The sequence below is a fragment of the Corynebacterium sp. LK10 genome, from assembly GCF_008042455.1.
Classification (GTDB): domain Bacteria; phylum Actinomycetota; class Actinomycetes; order Mycobacteriales; family Mycobacteriaceae; genus Corynebacterium; species Corynebacterium jeikeium_D.
Genome location: NZ_NOVT01000016.1, coordinates 1 through 15,046, shown reverse-complemented (window position 1 = coordinate 15,046; position 15,046 = coordinate 1). Strand labels below are relative to the sequence as shown.

The following is a 15,046-nucleotide window of genomic DNA, read 5'->3' as shown; positions in this document are numbered from 1 at the left end:
ATAACCAACGGGGTAAGGTACATCACATGCAACGCGGACTACTGCTTCTATGCCGCGGCGGGGCTTGGGTTTAAGGCCGGCTCCCCGTCGCGGGGTTAGTTGTGCCGGCCTACAAGAAAAGTCCGAATTAGAAAGGCCCACAACATGTCTCCTTCCGACGCTTTTATTTCCGCTCCTTCTGTAATCTCCACTCCTGCTGGCGAGATTCCGGAAGGACAGCCTGCTTGGAATAAGCAGCGCAACTCCCAGATGGCAACCAACCGCTACCTGCCTTACGACCAGGAAGTTCAGGACTTCCAGCTGAAGGACCGCACCTGGCCGGACAAGCGCATTACTAAGGCACCGGTTTGGTGTGCCGTCGACCTGCGCGACGGCAACCAGGCACTGATTGATCCGATGAGCCCGGAGCGCAAGCGCCGCATGTTCGAGCTGCTGGTCCAGATGGGATACAAGGAAATTGAGGTCGGATTCCCGTCCGCTTCCCAGACTGACTACAACTTCGTGCGCGAGATCATTGAGAAGAACATGATCCCGGACGATGTCACCATCCAGGTTCTGGTTCAGGCTCGCGAGCACCTGATCCGCCGCACCTTCGAGGCATGTGCCGGCGCAAAGAACGTCATCGTTCACTTCTACAACTCCACCTCGATCCTGCAGCGCGATGTTGTGTTCCGTAAGGACAAGGACGCAATCAAGAAGATTGCCACCGACGCCGCGGAGCTGATTAAGACCATCGCGAAGGACTACCCGGACACCAACTGGCGCTGGGAGTACTCGCCGGAGTCCTACACCGGCACCGAGGTTGAGTACGCCAAGGAAGTTGTCGACGCCGTGGTTGATGTCATCGACCCGACTCCGGACAACCCAATCATCATCAACCTGCCGTCGACCGTGGAGATGATCACTCCGAACGTCTACGCAGACTCCATCGAGTGGATGCACCGCAACCTCAACCGCCGCGACTCCATCATTCTGTCGCTGCACCCGCACAACGACCGCGGCACCGGCATCGCCACCGCTGAGCTCGGCTACATGGCCGGCGCTGACCGCATCGAGGGCTGCCTCTTCGGCAACGGCGAGCGCACCGGTAACGTCTGCCTGGTCACCCTGGGCCTGAACATGCTGACCCAGGGAGTCGACCCGCAAATCGACTTTTCCGACATCGATATGATCCGCCGCACCGTCGAGTACTGCAACCAGCTGCGCGTTCCGGAGCGCCACCCGTACGGCGGCGACCTGGTCTTCACCGCTTTCTCCGGTTCCCACCAGGACGCCGTGAACAAGGGCCTCGACGCAATGGCAGACAAGGTCCGCCCGGGCGCTGCCGTCAAGGAGCTTTCCGACGAGGACCTGCGCGCGGTGACCTGGGAAGTTCCTTACCTGCCCATCGACCCGAAGGACGTCGGTCGTTCTTACGAGGCCGTTATTCGCGTGAACTCCCAGTCCGGCAAGGGCGGCGTGGCCTACATCATGAAGACGGACCACGGCATGAACCTGCCGCGCTCCATGCAGGTCGAGTTCTCCTCCGTCGTGCAGGCAGTCACCGACGCCGAGGGCGGCGAGGTCAACTCCAAGGCGATTTGGGACATCTTCGCAGGTGAGTACCTGGACCGCGAGGCTCCACTCGAGCAGATTGCCCTGACTGTCGATGCCCCTCAGAACGAGTCGGACGCCACCAAGATCAAGGCTCACATCGTCTACGAGGGCAAGGAGCAGACCGTCGAGGGTGTCGGCAACGGCCCGCTGGCCGCTTACGCCAACGCCCTGGAGAAGCTCGGCATCAACGTCGAGGTTCAGGAGTACGTCCAGCACGCTCGCACCGCAGGTGACGACGCCGAGGCTGCGGCCTACGTCCTCGCAGATGTCAACGGCACCAAGGTCTGGGGCTCCGGCATCGCTGGTTCCATCACCTACGCGTCGCTGAAGGCAGTCACCAGCGCGGTCAACCGCGCACTGGCTTAAACTCCACATAGTTACTGACTAGGTTTATGACACTTTCGTGGCAAAATTTGTGCTCAAAGTGTCATAAACCTAGTCACTTTCTTTTTGAGGCAAACTATCCAGCGGCCCCTCGGCCCCGCTACCCAATTACCCAACTACCCAATCAACGGGCCGGCATTGCGCACATCCGCACGGAAAGTCACCCCACCTGCGGCTACCACGCGTTCGCGCTCGATCAGGATTGAACGGAGCGTCGATAAGCGAACTGCGTGCAATTCCACCTCTTTCCACACCACCCTCGCGACATCCAGCCCCGTTGCGCGCAGCGAACGCTCGCGGTAGGTCTCCCGCGTGAGCAGCTCGGACTGAGCCGCAGGCGTCGGCGCGACCTCGCTTGCCGAATACTTGATGTGGCCATCGAACTCCACGACAAGCAGCAGGTCAGGGATATAAAAATCCACGCGGGCGAGAAAGTGCGGCGGATCGTGGCTGGTGCCGCGAGTCCAGATTTCGGCTTGCTCGTGGAACTTCAGTCCGAGCTCGAGAAGCGCGGCTTTAGTCAGCGCCTCACCGGGCGTTTCGCAACGACCATGACAGACCGCGAGCGCACGGTGAAACAGCTCTTGGCCCCGCACGCTGGGATAATGCACCGGGAGCTCCTCCAGCTGATCGCGCGTGGCGCCATGCCGCAGCGCACCTTCGACAGCCAACACCGCCGCCCGCCACGACACGGACTCCGGCCCCTTCTGCCTGAACCGGACGCGACACTCATCGAAGGCCGCACGCGCGAGCACCGCGACCCGCCGGTCCGCGAGCCCCTGCGTGTGATCCAGATGGATCTCCGAGCGCAAGCGCATGCAATAGTCGATGCCGTGGAACTCCTGACTCCCGCCCACGACCACAATCTTCGCATCGCGCACCAGCACCCACGAACCGTGCAAGGCCAGCGCTGCAGCTCCCGAAATGACGCCTGACGACGTCTCGGAGACCACCGCCAAAGCAGTAATAGCCAGGCGTTTCTCGCGGTGGAGCCCCTCCCAGGCGTGCGCGACTACATAGTGACCTCGGCAAAGCCGCTCCAGATAACCGGCCCGCGCCTGCCTTGCGACCTCGCGGTATCCATTCCCCGGCTGGTCATCCGGCCTAATGATTCCGAACTGGTCCGCCACCAGTTGCTTTCGTTTCTTGTTACTCACTTCTCCCCCGCCCCGTGGTTGTTGTCCTGTGGCTGTTGCCCCGTGGTAGTTATTTCGTCCTTATTTTTGTGGCGCTGTTTTGTGGCTCTATTTCGTGGCCTTGGCTTGTGGCACTGTTTTGTGGCCCCTATCTAATAAGGCGCGGAAATTACCCTCGCGGTTCCATTCCTTTTCGGCTGAGCACCCAGTCGGGGGAAAACTTTTGGGGCTTGCGTGGTTTTTGTAGTTTGCGTGGTTTACGGGACCCGTATGACCGTGCCCCACGGTCCTACTGAGCTTGAGGCCGAGCTAGTGCCCAAATTACTGACTAGGTTTATGACACTTTCGTGGCAAATTTTGTGCTCAAAGTGTCATAAACCTAGTCACTTTCTCCGCGGGTGAGCGCACCCGCTAGTCTTGAGGCATGACTGAATCGGCGCGCGAGGAGCGCAAAGCGACTGGGACCTCTTCTCAGACGAAGAGGCGGCGGCGGAATCGTCGCCGTTCTCAACGCGCGTCGGCAGCGGGCGCGAAAACACCACCAACAGCACCGGCTTCCACCACAACGGACGCAGCCACGACCAACGCAGCTACGCCGGCCTCAACCACCACCGACGCGGCCACGACCAGCGCGGCTATTACCGGCGCAACCGCAACCGGCGCGAGTACCGCTGGCACACCCACACCGGCCACAGCCGAGACCGCCGCAACAAAGGCCGCTGACGAGCACAAACAGTTCTCGTCGGCGGAGGAAGCTCCTTACGCAATCGTGTCCATCCAGGCCACGGGCATCCACCCCAAGACGTCTCGGCTGGTCAGTCTGGGAGTATCCACCGCCGACAGCAGCGGCAACATCGTGGACACCTGGCATGTCGTCATCAATCCCACCGAAGATCCCGGCCCGACACACCTCCACGGCCTCGAGCCCGCGGACTTCGAGGGGGCTCCGAAGTTCGGGGTTATCCAGGCCAAGCTCGCGCACGCGCTCGATGGGCGCACGTTGGTTGCTCATAATGCGCCGCTGGTCTGGGGTTTTATAGTTGCCGAGGCAAAGAGGGCCCGTCGTCAAGCGAATCGTGAGCGGTCCGCGCGGAATAAGCGGGGGCGTCGTCGCACGCGCACTCGTGTCGCGCGGATTCCGGCGCCCGCACGGATTGCCGATACGTTGGAAACAGCGCGTCGCCAGGGAAAACGGCTTGACGACGCCCGCCTGCGCGCCGTCGCGCGCGCCTACGGCCTCGATGTGCCTTCGCCCGAGGCGTCGATTGCCGGCATCTCGGTGCCGGAGCGAGTGCGGACGTTGGATGACGTCACCACCACGCTTGCGCTGTTCCGCGCACAGGGCGGGCTCGATGCGGGCGCAACCGTGAACATGTACACGCCCGACCAGCTGCGCGAAGACATTGTGGGCCTGCAGCGCTCGGCAGTGCGTGTCGACGCGATGGAGGCGCCGCGCCCCGTGGAGAACCCCGGCCGCTATACGCCGGGGCGGAAGCTCGCGGAGGGCATGGAGTTCGTCGTGGCGCCAGAGGTGTCGCTGGACCCGGATGAGCTGATTGAGGCGGGAGTGCGGGCTGGGCTGGCCTACTCGGAGAAGGTCACGCGAGAGTCATCGGTGCTGGTGTGTAACCGACCTGCGGATGTGACACCGGATCAACTGACGGGCAAGGCCATGCATGCCCACCGGAAGGACATTCCGATCGTTTCCGATGAGGCATTCTTGCGACTGGTCGGAGAGATGGAGAAGTAGGGCTAGGGCTTTTGCCCAGCGCATTCGTTCTGCGAATCATTCACAGTAAAATACACAGTTATGAAAGAAGGCACTTCACATAACGACGTAAGTGACCACAGTCGCGACCGCGCAAGCTCCCCGAGCCTGCGCGCTCGGTTTGCGACTGCCGCCGCTCACGCCGCCACCTGGGCCTCCCGGAAGTCCGGTCGCGGCGCGGGTGGCATGATTGGTGGCCTGATTGCGCAGAAGATTGACCCGCGCATTCTGGCTTCCCTCGGCAAGGGACGCCCGGCCGCGATCATCACTGGCACCAACGGCAAGTCCACCACCACCCGTATGTTCGCGGCCGCCATGCGCGCCGCTGGCCACAACGTGGCCACCAACGAGGGCGGCGACAACATGGACGCGGGTATTATCTCCGCGCTGCTCGCCACTCCCGATGCGGACAGCCTGGTCCTGGAGGTCGATGAGCTGCACGTCCCGCACATCGCAGAGGACCTGAAACCGCAGGTCCTGGTGCTGCTGAACCTTTCCCGCGACCAGCTCGACCGCGTCGGCGAGATCAACAAGATTGAGGCCACACTCCGCGCTGCGGTGGACGCTAACCCGCAGGCGACGGTCATCGCCAACTGCGACGACCCACTCATCGCGTCGGCTGCGTGGGATGCCAAGAAGGTTATTTGGGTCTCCGCGGGCGGTGGCTGGACCAACGATGCCACCTCTTCCCCGCGCACCGGCGGCCCCATCATCCAGGACGGCCACAACTGGTACGCCGTGAAGCCACTCCCGGACGGCTCGGAGTTCAAGCGGCCAGAGCCGGACTACCGCATCACTGCGGAGGGAGTCATCACGCCTGCTGGCGACACCCTGCCAATGAACCTCACGCTGCCGGGCAACGCCAATCGCGGCAACGCCACCTTGGCGATTGCGGGCGCTGTCGATATGGGCGCGGACCTGGAGAAATCCCTCCGGGCCACCGAGACCGTCGACAACGTTGCGGGCCGCTACTCCACCATGGTTGTGAGAGATGACAAAGGCGCCGAGAAGCACGTGCGCATGCTGCTGGCCAAGAACCCAGCCGGCTGGCAAGAGGCGCTGTCCATGGTCGATCGCACTGCGGATGCAGTGGTCATCGCGGTCAACGGTCACGTCGCCGACGGCGAGGACCTGTCCTGGCTATGGGATGTCCGCTTCGAAGACTTCGACGGCATGGATGTGTTATCCGCGGGCGAACGCGGAACTGACCTCGCGGTGCGGTTGCTGTATGCGGGCATTGATGCGAGGTTGGTCGCAAATCCGCTGCAGGCGATCCGGTCGTGTGAGGCGCGGGGGTCGTCGTCAAGCGTCACCCGAGTTGAGGTGCTGGCGAACTACACCGCCTTCCGCGATCTGAAGCGCGACATCGAACGAGCACAGGAGGAAAAGTAAATGAGCGAGCTGTCTATCGGTCTGATCCTCCCGGACGTGCTGGGCACCTACGGCGATGATGGAAATGCGCTGGTGCTGCGACAACGCGCGCGGATGCGTGGGATTGACGCCGAGATTGTCCCGATCAAGCTGGGCGACGCCGTCCCCACCAACCTGGATATTTACACCGTCGGCGGCGGCGAGGACGTCGCGCAGACCATCGCGGTGGAGCACCTGATTAACGACGGCGGCATCAAAAAGGCAGCCGATGCCGGCAAGCAGATCCTCGCAATTTGCGCAGGCTTCCAGATCTTCGGCAATTCTTTCCGCGCGGGCGGACGCGACGTCGCAGGTCTCGGTCTTGTCGACTGCACCACCGATTCGCTGCCCACGCGCGCAATCGGCGAAATCTGCACGCTCGTCGATCCCACGAACGGTTTGCTTGACGACGTCGACGCCAGCCCGCTGACTGGCTTCGAAAACCACATGGGTCGCACGACCCTGGGAGCCGATGCGAAGCCGCTTGGTCGGGTTGTCCGTGGCGTGGGCAACTCCAGCCCTGAGGTAGAGCAGGCGGACTCCGGGATTGCTCCGGGAGTAGACGTTGCTGCACTTAACCCCGCCGGTGGCGTCGAGGGCGCGGTGCAGGGCTCGATTATCTGTACCTACCTGCACGGACCTGTGTTGGCCCGCAATCCGCAGCTGGCCGACCTGATGCTGGCCCGCGCGACCGACCAGGACCTGTCGAGCCTGGCTCCTCTGGACCTTGAGGTCGTGGATAAGCTGCGCGAAGAGCGCATCCTGTCCAAGCCGCGTCCGAAGAGCGAGCGCTAGTTTTTGTGGTTTCGCGCGACCGGCCGAGCTGACTGGTCAGCGGCCGGTTGGCGGGCCTAGACCTTCAGCCGGCCCGTCAGCGCGCGGGACAAGGTGAGTTCATCGACGAACTCCAAGTCACCGCCGAGCGGCATGCCGGAGGCCAACCGAGTGACCTCGAGATCCGGGAAGTCCCGGAGCAGCCGGGCCAAATAGGTCGCGGTTGCTTCGCCCTCGGTGTTGGGGTCAGTCGCGATGATGACCTCGTGGATTTCTGGGGGTTGGGTCTCGTCGACGTCGTCAAGCACGCCTGCGATACGTTGCAGCAGCGTGCGGATATTGAGCTCGTTCGGACCGATGCCGCCGAGCGGATCGAGCGCCCCGCCGAGCACGTGGTAGCGACCGTTGTACTCCCCCGTGCGCTCGATGGCCTGGATATCGCGCGCCTCTTCAACGACGCACACCAAACCGCGGTCGCGGCGTGTGTCCGAGCAGTACTGGCACACATCGGTTTCCGAAATATTGCCGCAGACCCGGCAGAATTGCACACCCTCGCGCACCCGACCAAGCGCGGATTGGAGCCGGCCGATGTCCTCCGGCTCCGCCTTCATCAAGTAGAAAGCGATACGCTGAGCTGACTTCGGGCCGATGCCCGGCAGGCGCGAGAACTCATCAATGAGATCTTGGAGTGGTCCCTCGAACAATGATAATTACCTACAAATACTGGTCTGAAAAGCTAATTTAGAAACCGAGGCCACCGAGACCGTCGAAGCCCTGGGACAGCGGGCCCATCTTCTGCTCTGCCAGCGACTGCACCTTAGCGGTAGCGTCCTGGAAAGCAGCGAGGACCAGGTCCTGCAGCCCGTCGACATCCTCCGGGTCTACGACCTTCGGATCAATGGCGATGTCCGTGACCTCGCCCGAGCCCTGCATAGTCACCTTGACCAGACCGCCACCGGCCTCACCGACGATGGTGGAGGCGACGATCTCCTGCTGTGCTGCCTGCAGCTGCGCCTGCATCTGCTGTGCCTGCTGCAGAATTGCGTTCATATCTGGCTGAGTCATAACTAACTTTCCTAACTATTATGCTTTTTACGTGCAGATTTATAGTTACGCGCACGCTTAAAGGCTCATCGCCCTTGCTTTACGACGCGCATCGCCGCCCCATTCTAACGGCTCTAGCGGTCTTCTAGCGGTTTGGCTCCCAGCTCCTTTTCCAGCATCTCCATGACCACGTCCTTTAGCGAGCGGTGATCGAGAGACCCGACCTCGTTCGCGGCCTCGAAATACTCGGAGGTGTCCTCTTCGTAGTTATTGTCCTGCGGGGTTTGGAGAACCGGATTGTAGTTGGTGTTGGCGTTGGAGTTGTAGTTGGACGGGTTGCGCGAACCGTAGCTCTCTGCGCCCTCTGCTCCCTCTGGTGGAGCGAACTCCTCCATCGGCTCTGGTGGCAGTGGGACGCCGCCGAAGCCCGAATCTTGATTGGCTTGGGCCTGAGCATTTGCTTGAGCGTTTGCTTGTGCCGCGCGCAGGAATGACTGCGGCTGGTTTGGCTGCTGCGGCTGTTGCTGGGCCGGGTTCGGGTTCGGTTGAGCTGGCTGGCTTGGCTGACGTGACTGATGTGGCTGAGCCGGCTGGTCGTGGCCTGCCTGCTGTCCCATCGCAGCACGCTTGGCGGCTTCGATTTTGGCACGGCGCTCAACAACGGATGCGTATGTCGATGACCGCTGCGGGCGCGGTGCTGGCTCTGACTGAGTCTGCTGTTCCTGCTGTACCTGCTGCTCAGATGTCTCTGGTTGCGCTGGTGCTGCGGGTGTCGGTGCAGGGGCGGTGTCGTTCGGCGAGGACGAACCTCTTGACGACGAATCATCCTCCCCGGAACCACCATTAGTAGCTGTTGAACGCGGTGCGCGCGGGCGCGTACCGACGACACAGTGCACCTGGCCGTTGAAGCCCGTCACCTGCTTCACTGCAGCGGACAGTGCCTGAGCGTAATCAGGCGTATTGAGCCTGGTAGCGAGCGCTCCTGTGCTGTGTCCAATGACGAGCGTGTCGTTTTCGACATCGAGCGGTACCGCCTGCTCGGCCAGCACGCGAATGGGGAACGCATGCTGTCCGTCGACAGCCGCAAGGATGTCCTGCCAGTGCTCGCGGATTTGCTCGATACCGGCGGGTGCAGGTTCGGGCTCCGGCTGTGCTGGTTGCTCCGGCTGTGGGGCCTGAGTTGGCTGTTCAGAGTGAGCTGTCGAGGCAGAGACAACTGGCTCTTCCTCGACAATCGACATCGAGCCGCCTTCCCCCTCACGCTCGCGGGTTTGCTGCTCACGCTCCTGCGCAAGCTGCGCCCGAGTCTGCTGCTCGCTGATGCGGGCATGCTCCGCCATCTTCCGACGGAACTCACGAATCTTCTCCGCCTGTGCTTCTTCCTCGGACATCGGCTGCTCAGCCGGTTCAGGCTGCTGCGGTTGTTCGGCCTGCTGAGACTGTTCAACTGATTCGGCCGGCGTAGCCTGCGTAGGCTGTTCAGCGGGCGCAGTAGGTGTTTCTGGTGCAGGCTGCGGCTCAGTTACCGACTCCTGCGACACCGGTGCCGCTGGTGCAGACTGCTGCTGAACAGGTTCCGGCTGGGACTGAGGCTGCGACGATGCCTGCGCGGGCGCCGCCTGCCCAGCACGACTGCCCTGGGCCTGCGCCCCCTTCTTACGCTGGGCATTCCGCTGGCGCCACGCCTCACGAGCCGACTGGCCAGACTGCATCGGCGAAGCATCGGCCTCAGCCGCACCCGACCCCGACCCCGCGGCGGAAGACGCCGGTGCCGCTGCGGGGGTTGCGGCCCCCGAGCCGTCGGCAAGCGCGGGCCTGCCGTGCTCCAACGCCTCTACGCGTTGCAGCAGCGACTCCACGGAGTCTTCGGTGGCGGGCAGGAGCATGCGCGCGCACAGGACCTCGAGAAGCAGGCGCGGCGAAGTCACGCCGCGGAAGTGACGCAGGCCGTCAGAGAGCACCTGCGTGAAGCGCGTCAGGGTAGCCGGGGGAATTGTCCCGGCCTGCTCCAGGACGCCGTCGATTTGGCTCTCCGGAATCTCTACAAGCCCCTGCTCCAGCGCGTTCGGCACTGCGGACAGCACCAGCAAATCACGCACTCGGCCAAGCAGATCCGAGGCAAACCGAGCCGGATCCTGGCCCGACATAATCACACGCCCGACCACGCTAAACATGGCCGCGCGATCGCCTGCCGCCAGCGCCTCAATCGCATCCGTGATGATTACGCTGTCAGTGACACCGAGAATGGCCGCAGAAGTCTCATAATCCACACCATCGGTGCCGGAACCAGCAATGAGCTGATCCATAACCGACAGCGAGTCACGCGGCGAACCGCCACCGGCCTGGATGACCAGCGGATACACGTCCGGCTCTACCCGCACACCCTCGGCCGTGACCACACGCTCAAGCAGCCCGCGCATATCCGGCGGAGTCAACAACCGGAACGGATAGTGGTGTGTACGCGAGCGAATCGTCGGCAGCACACGCTCCGGCTCCGTGGTCGCAAAAATGAAGATGAGATGCTCCGGCGGCTCCTCCACAATCTTCAACAGCGCATTGAAACCCGAGGCGGTAATCATATGCGCCTCGTCAATAATGAAGATGCGGTAGCGCGACTCCGCCGGCTGGAAGATAGCCTTTTCCCGCAGCTCACGCATATCTTCCACACCGTTGTGGGAAGCCGCGTCCAGCTCAATAACGTCCAAATTGCCCGGACCACCCGGCGCCAACGCACGACACGACGCACACTGGCCACACGGTGTCGCCGTCGGCCCCTCCGCACAGTTCAAACTGCGCGCCATAATGCGCGCCGACGAAGTCTTGCCACAGCCACGCGGCCCGGAGAACAAATACGCATGGTTAATGCGGTTGGGACGCCCCTGCGCATCACGAGATTCCAACGCCGCCGACAGCGGGTCAGTTACGTGCCGCTGCCCCACCACTTCGGCGAACGATGCCGGACGATACTTCCTATACAGAGCCACGTGCTCAGCCTACCTTCCACCCCGGACCGGCTAGTTCGAACCCTCCTGGGAAACAACCGACTCGCGGCACCAATCCCGCAGGTCAGCGTCCACTTCGGCCAACTTCTGCATCAACGCCTGCGGACCCTGCTGCTCATAAAACACCAGCTCCGCATCCGTAATTGGCACCAGCTGCGTCATCGTGGTCATGCGCCCCTGCGGCGACTCCACATCGCCCTCATGCAGGCTGATCTTGCCCGGCATCTCGGACACATTCGGCACCCCGTCGCTCCACACATACGGCACCGTGCACAGCACGTGCGCCACGGTAAAGGCCGCGCTTGACGACGACTCCCCTACCTCGGCCACCTGATCGGCCGCCAGCCGCACCGCATTCGGGATGACACGGCCCGGAATTGGCGACAGGAACTCCGGTTCTTCCTCCACCAGCGCTCCCGCGGCCGCGACCATGGTGGCCACGGGAAAATCAGCGTATGCGACGGAGAAGAGCTCCACGCGGATATCCGTCTTTGCTGCGCCGGTCAGGCCACAGTAGTTGCGGCCCAACTCCACGGTGGCGGCTGCCGTTTCCGGACGACGCTCGTTCGCTTGGCCGTCCGGCCCGTCGTAAAGTGAGAACTCAGCGACCCGAAGCGGAGCCGAATCGTGTTCCTGCCCGTGCCGACCACTGCCCGGCAGCTCCGTCACATACTCGCTGACCTGGGGTTCTCCGGGGAAAAGCCCGGAGATCCAAAACTTCGTCTCTTCGAAGTTCATATAGTCCTATCCCGACCTACCTGGCCTGCTTAACCTACGCAGTCGCCTTCTCAGCGGCGGCGAGCAGCACACAGGTAGCGACGCCATCCATAGCAACCTCGAGCTCCTCCATCGGAGGCAGCGACGGTGCCAGGCGGATATTGCGATTATTCGGATCCTGCTTCAGCGGGAAGGAAGAACCAGAACCGGTCAGCGCAATGCCGGCCTCCTTGGCCAGCTCCACCACGCGACGAGCAGTGCCATCGACCACGTCGAGGTTGATGAAGTAACCGCCGGTCGGCTTCGACCACTCTGCCACGCCGTACTCCGACAGGCGCTCATCCAGAATCTGCAGAACCTTCTCAAACTTCGGAGCCAGCGAACCTGCATGACGACGCATCTGCTCACGCACGCCCTCCGCGTCACCGAAGAACTTGGCGTGAGCCAACTGGTTGACCTTGTTCGGGCCAATGCCGCGGATACCAGCGTGCTTGAGGTAATCCTCCAAGTTGGCGTCCGAGGAAGCGTAGAAAGCAATACCAGCGCCTGCGAAGGTAATCTTCGAGGTCGAGCCGAATGCCCACACGCGGTTCGGGTTACCGGCCTCTTCCGCCCACTTAATGACGTTGTGAATCTCCGGGAACTCATCCGTCAGCGTGTGAACCATGTAGGCGTTATCCCACATCAGACGGAAATCCGGAGCGGCGGTCTCCATTTCAACCAGACGGCGGCAGACCTCAGCGCTGTAGGTCACACCCGTCGGATTCGAGAACATCGGGACATTCCACATGCCCTTAATCTGCGGGTCGGAGGCAACCAGCTTCTCCACGACATCCATATCCGGACCGTCTTCGTTCAACGGCACCTGAATCATTTCAATGCCGAAGTGCTGCGTGATAGCAAAGTGCCGGTCATACCCCGGAACCGGGCACAGCCACTTCAGCACCGGCTCCTCGTTCCACGGGCGCTCCGAGTCCACGTTGCCGAACTGCATGGCCCACGAAATCAGGTCAAACTGGATGTTCAGGCTGGAAGCATCCTGCGCCAGGACGTTTTCCACCGGCAGATCCATCAGTTCCGCCCAGATAGCGCGGATATCAGTAATGCCCTTGGCGTTGCCGTAATTGCGGACATCCTCCCCAGAAGCCGAAATGTAATCCGGCGCCGGGAGACCCAGCAGGGCGTTTGCGAAATCAAGCTGTTCCGACGACGGCTTACCACGAGTCAAATTCAGTGCGAGGTTGCGGGACTTCAGTTCCTCATATGCCTTCGCAAACTCATCCTTGTGTGCCGCCAACTGCTGAACATCGAAGGAATCCACGGCCATGGTGTACGCACCCTCCCAGGTATCGGACATAAGTTAAAACCTGACAAAACTGGCACGGAAAGCTTTTTCCCCGCGCCGCATCCGGCTTTGCAACCAAGTGTAAGGCATACCCCGGATTGGGATTTCTACAACTTCCCCGACAGCGCATCCAGACGCTGCTTACTCGGCCCCTCCAAGCCGATAATTTCTACCTCTTTGCCCCGGTCAGCAAACTTGACCCGCACGGAATCTAACGCCGCCACCGTGGAAGCATCCCAAATCTCAGCCTCAGACATATCGATGACAATCCGCTGCGCAGGATCGGTGTAGTCGAATTGGTACACCAGGTCGTTACTGGAGGCGAAGAACAACTGACCCCGCACCTTGTACGTCCGGGAGTGGGCGCTGGGGTCGTCGTCAAGCACTTCAATCCTGACCAGGTGAGCGACACGGCGCGCGAACATCAGCGACGCCACGACCACACCCAAAATCACCCCGATGGCGAGGTTATCCGTCGCCAGCGTGGCGATGACCGTCACCAGCATCACCGCCGTCTCCGAACGCGGCATCAGGCGCAACGTCCGCGGGGAAATCGAGCGCCAATCGACCGTGTCCACCGACACCACGACCATCACCGCAACCAGCGCCGCCATCGGAATCACTCCAACTGCAGAACTGAGCAGAAGGACCAGAATGAGCAGGAAGACACCGGAAAAGAGCGTCGTCAAGCGAGTGCGTCCCGACGATTCCTTCACACCCACCATCGTCTGACCAATCATCGCGCAGCCAGCGATACCGCCGAAGAAACCGCCCGCGATGTTCGCCACACCCAGCCCCCACGTCTCGCGGGTCTTGTCCGAATGCGTATCCGTGATGTCGTCCACGAGCTTCGCCGTCATCAGCGATTCCATGATGCCGACAATCGCCACGCCCACCGAATACGGCGCAATCAGCTGCAGAGTCTCCCAGGTCAGGGGCACATTCGGGATCAGCAGCTGCGGGAGGGATTCCGGAAGCTCGCCCATATCGCTCACGTTCGGCACGCGCCAATTCGCCAACACCGCAACAAGCGTGACGACGATCACCGTTACCAGCGGAGCCGGAATCGCGGTGAACACGCGGGGCAGGAACACCATAATCGCAATACCCAGAGCGACCAGCGGATACACCAACCAGGGCACATCGATGAGATGCTTGAGCTGCGCAGTGAAAATGAGGATACCCAGCGCGTTAACAAAGCCAATCATGACCGCGCGCGGAATGAAACGCTGCAGCTTAGCGATACCCAGCGCCGCAAAAGCAATCTGCAACACACCCGCGAGCAGCACCGTTGGAATGAGGTAATCCATCCCGTACGTCCGCGACAACGGCGCGACGACGAGCGCAACCGAACCAGCGGCAGCAGTAATCATGGCCGGGCGGCCACCCGTAAAGGCAATCACAATGGCCATAATCACCGAGCTAAACAGCCCCACCGCCGGGTCCACGCCCGCCAGGATGGAAAACGAGATGACCTCGGGGATTAGCGCGAACGACACCGCAGCACCGGCCAGCAGCTCGGTGCGCAGGCGCTTCGGTGAAGAAACTGCGAACCGGAAGGAGTCCCACACGCCCATTGGCGCTGGGGTTTCTCGGGTTTCTGGTGGTCCTGGAGTTTCTAGCGGTTCTCGTGTTGTCTGTGGTGGCACTCGCGTGTCGTCTGCATCGCTCATGCACAGTATTCTTCCAGACCAGCGAACGCGACCACTTGTGGCCAAGGTATTCACCTATCGATGCGCTGCAGCGTGGCCATAAGTGAATAGCTCATCGATAGGTGAAATGGCCTGGCCAATATCGCGGGGGTAAGTGCCGAAAAAACATCGATAGATCATAAGAAACCGCCGACAAGTGCCCGAAACCTAGCCATAAG

11 protein-coding genes are annotated in these 15,046 nt (G+C 61.8%); 4 read left to right on the top strand and 7 right to left on the bottom strand.

Features of this window, described 5'->3' with window-relative positions; translation table 11 throughout:
* Positions 1-144 precede the first annotated feature (144 nt).
* Positions 145-1,962: a 2-isopropylmalate synthase gene (gene leuA / locus CHU70_RS05165; protein WP_049193461.1), complete on the top strand. Its 1,818-nt coding sequence runs from the start codon at positions 145-147 to the stop codon at positions 1,960-1,962.
* A 134-nt stretch (positions 1,963-2,096) separates the two neighbouring features.
* Here leuA and CHU70_RS05160 read toward each other — a convergent pair whose 3' ends face one another.
* Positions 2,097-3,137 (bottom strand): hypothetical protein, encoded by a 1,041-nt coding sequence (locus CHU70_RS05160; RefSeq protein ID WP_147719240.1) that lies wholly within the window; start codon positions 3,135-3,137, stop codon positions 2,097-2,099.
* A gap of 403 nt (positions 3,138-3,540) precedes the next feature.
* Between CHU70_RS05160 and CHU70_RS05155 the strand changes: the two genes are divergently transcribed.
* From CHU70_RS05155 to CHU70_RS05145, 3 genes are read left to right on the top strand one after another with little or no spacing between them, the layout of a single operon-like run.
* Positions 3,541-4,866 (top strand): exonuclease domain-containing protein, encoded by a 1,326-nt coding sequence (locus CHU70_RS05155; protein WP_187269754.1) that lies wholly within the window; start codon positions 3,541-3,543, stop codon positions 4,864-4,866.
* Between the two features lie 60 nt (positions 4,867-4,926).
* Positions 4,927-6,276 carry a MurT ligase domain-containing protein gene (locus tag CHU70_RS05150; RefSeq protein ID WP_048733196.1) on the top strand — a complete coding sequence of 450 codons (1,350 nt, stop codon included), beginning with the start codon at positions 4,927-4,929 and terminating at the stop codon, positions 6,274-6,276.
* Complete coding sequence (locus CHU70_RS05145) at positions 6,277-7,089, top strand: type 1 glutamine amidotransferase (protein WP_147719241.1); 813 nt, start codon at positions 6,277-6,279, stop codon at positions 7,087-7,089.
* A 56-nt stretch (positions 7,090-7,145) separates the two neighbouring features.
* Here the strand turns inward: CHU70_RS05145 and recR are convergent, their stop codons facing one another.
* The 6 genes from recR to CHU70_RS05115 form a co-directional block, all read right to left on the bottom strand.
* Positions 7,146-7,772, bottom strand: a complete 627-nt coding sequence (gene recR / locus CHU70_RS05140; protein WP_005511888.1) for a recombination mediator RecR — start codon at positions 7,770-7,772, stop codon at positions 7,146-7,148.
* Between the two features lie 37 nt (positions 7,773-7,809).
* On the bottom strand, positions 7,810-8,133 hold the full coding sequence (locus CHU70_RS05135; RefSeq protein WP_005511884.1) for a YbaB/EbfC family nucleoid-associated protein: 324 nt from the start codon (positions 8,131-8,133) through the stop codon (positions 7,810-7,812).
* 113 nt (positions 8,134-8,246) lie between these two features.
* Complete coding sequence (locus CHU70_RS05130) at positions 8,247-11,096, bottom strand: DNA polymerase III subunit gamma and tau (RefSeq protein ID WP_070607661.1); 2,850 nt, start codon at positions 11,094-11,096, stop codon at positions 8,247-8,249.
* A 30-nt stretch (positions 11,097-11,126) separates the two neighbouring features.
* On the bottom strand, positions 11,127-11,852 hold the full coding sequence (locus CHU70_RS05125; RefSeq protein ID WP_005511889.1) for a suppressor of fused domain protein: 726 nt from the start codon (positions 11,850-11,852) through the stop codon (positions 11,127-11,129).
* A gap of 34 nt (positions 11,853-11,886) precedes the next feature.
* Positions 11,887-13,158: an aminotransferase class I/II-fold pyridoxal phosphate-dependent enzyme gene (locus CHU70_RS05120; protein ID WP_187269755.1), complete on the bottom strand. Its 1,272-nt coding sequence runs from the start codon at positions 13,156-13,158 to the stop codon at positions 11,887-11,889.
* 125 nt (positions 13,159-13,283) lie between these two features.
* Positions 13,284-14,753, bottom strand: coding sequence for a SulP family inorganic anion transporter (locus CHU70_RS05115; RefSeq protein ID WP_147719243.1), 1,470 nt, complete (start codon positions 14,751-14,753; stop codon positions 13,284-13,286).
* Between the last annotated feature and the right edge of the window lie 293 nt (positions 14,754-15,046).

Bases quoted from the DNA above. Each gene is read 5' to 3' on its own strand.
- CHU70_RS05145 (WP_147719241.1), top strand. From the start codon at position 6,277: ATGAGCGAGCTGTCTATCGGTCTGATCCTCCCGGACGTGCTGGGCACC.
- leuA (WP_049193461.1), top strand. From the start codon at position 145: ATGTCTCCTTCCGACGCTTTTATTTCCGCTCCTTCTGTAATCTCCACT.
- CHU70_RS05155 (WP_187269754.1), top strand. From the start codon at position 3,541: ATGACTGAATCGGCGCGCGAGGAGCGCAAAGCGACTGGGACCTCTTCT.
- CHU70_RS05150 (WP_048733196.1), top strand. From the start codon at position 4,927: ATGAAAGAAGGCACTTCACATAACGACGTAAGTGACCACAGTCGCGAC.
- CHU70_RS05120 (WP_187269755.1), bottom strand. From the start codon at position 13,158: ATGGCCGTGGATTCCTTCGATGTTCAGCAGTTGGCGGCACACAAGGAT.
- CHU70_RS05135 (WP_005511884.1), bottom strand. From the start codon at position 8,133: ATGACTCAGCCAGATATGAACGCAATTCTGCAGCAGGCACAGCAGATG.
- CHU70_RS05115 (WP_147719243.1), bottom strand. From the start codon at position 14,753: ATGGGCGTGTGGGACTCCTTCCGGTTCGCAGTTTCTTCACCGAAGCGC.
- CHU70_RS05125 (WP_005511889.1), bottom strand. From the start codon at position 11,852: ATGAACTTCGAAGAGACGAAGTTTTGGATCTCCGGGCTTTTCCCCGGA.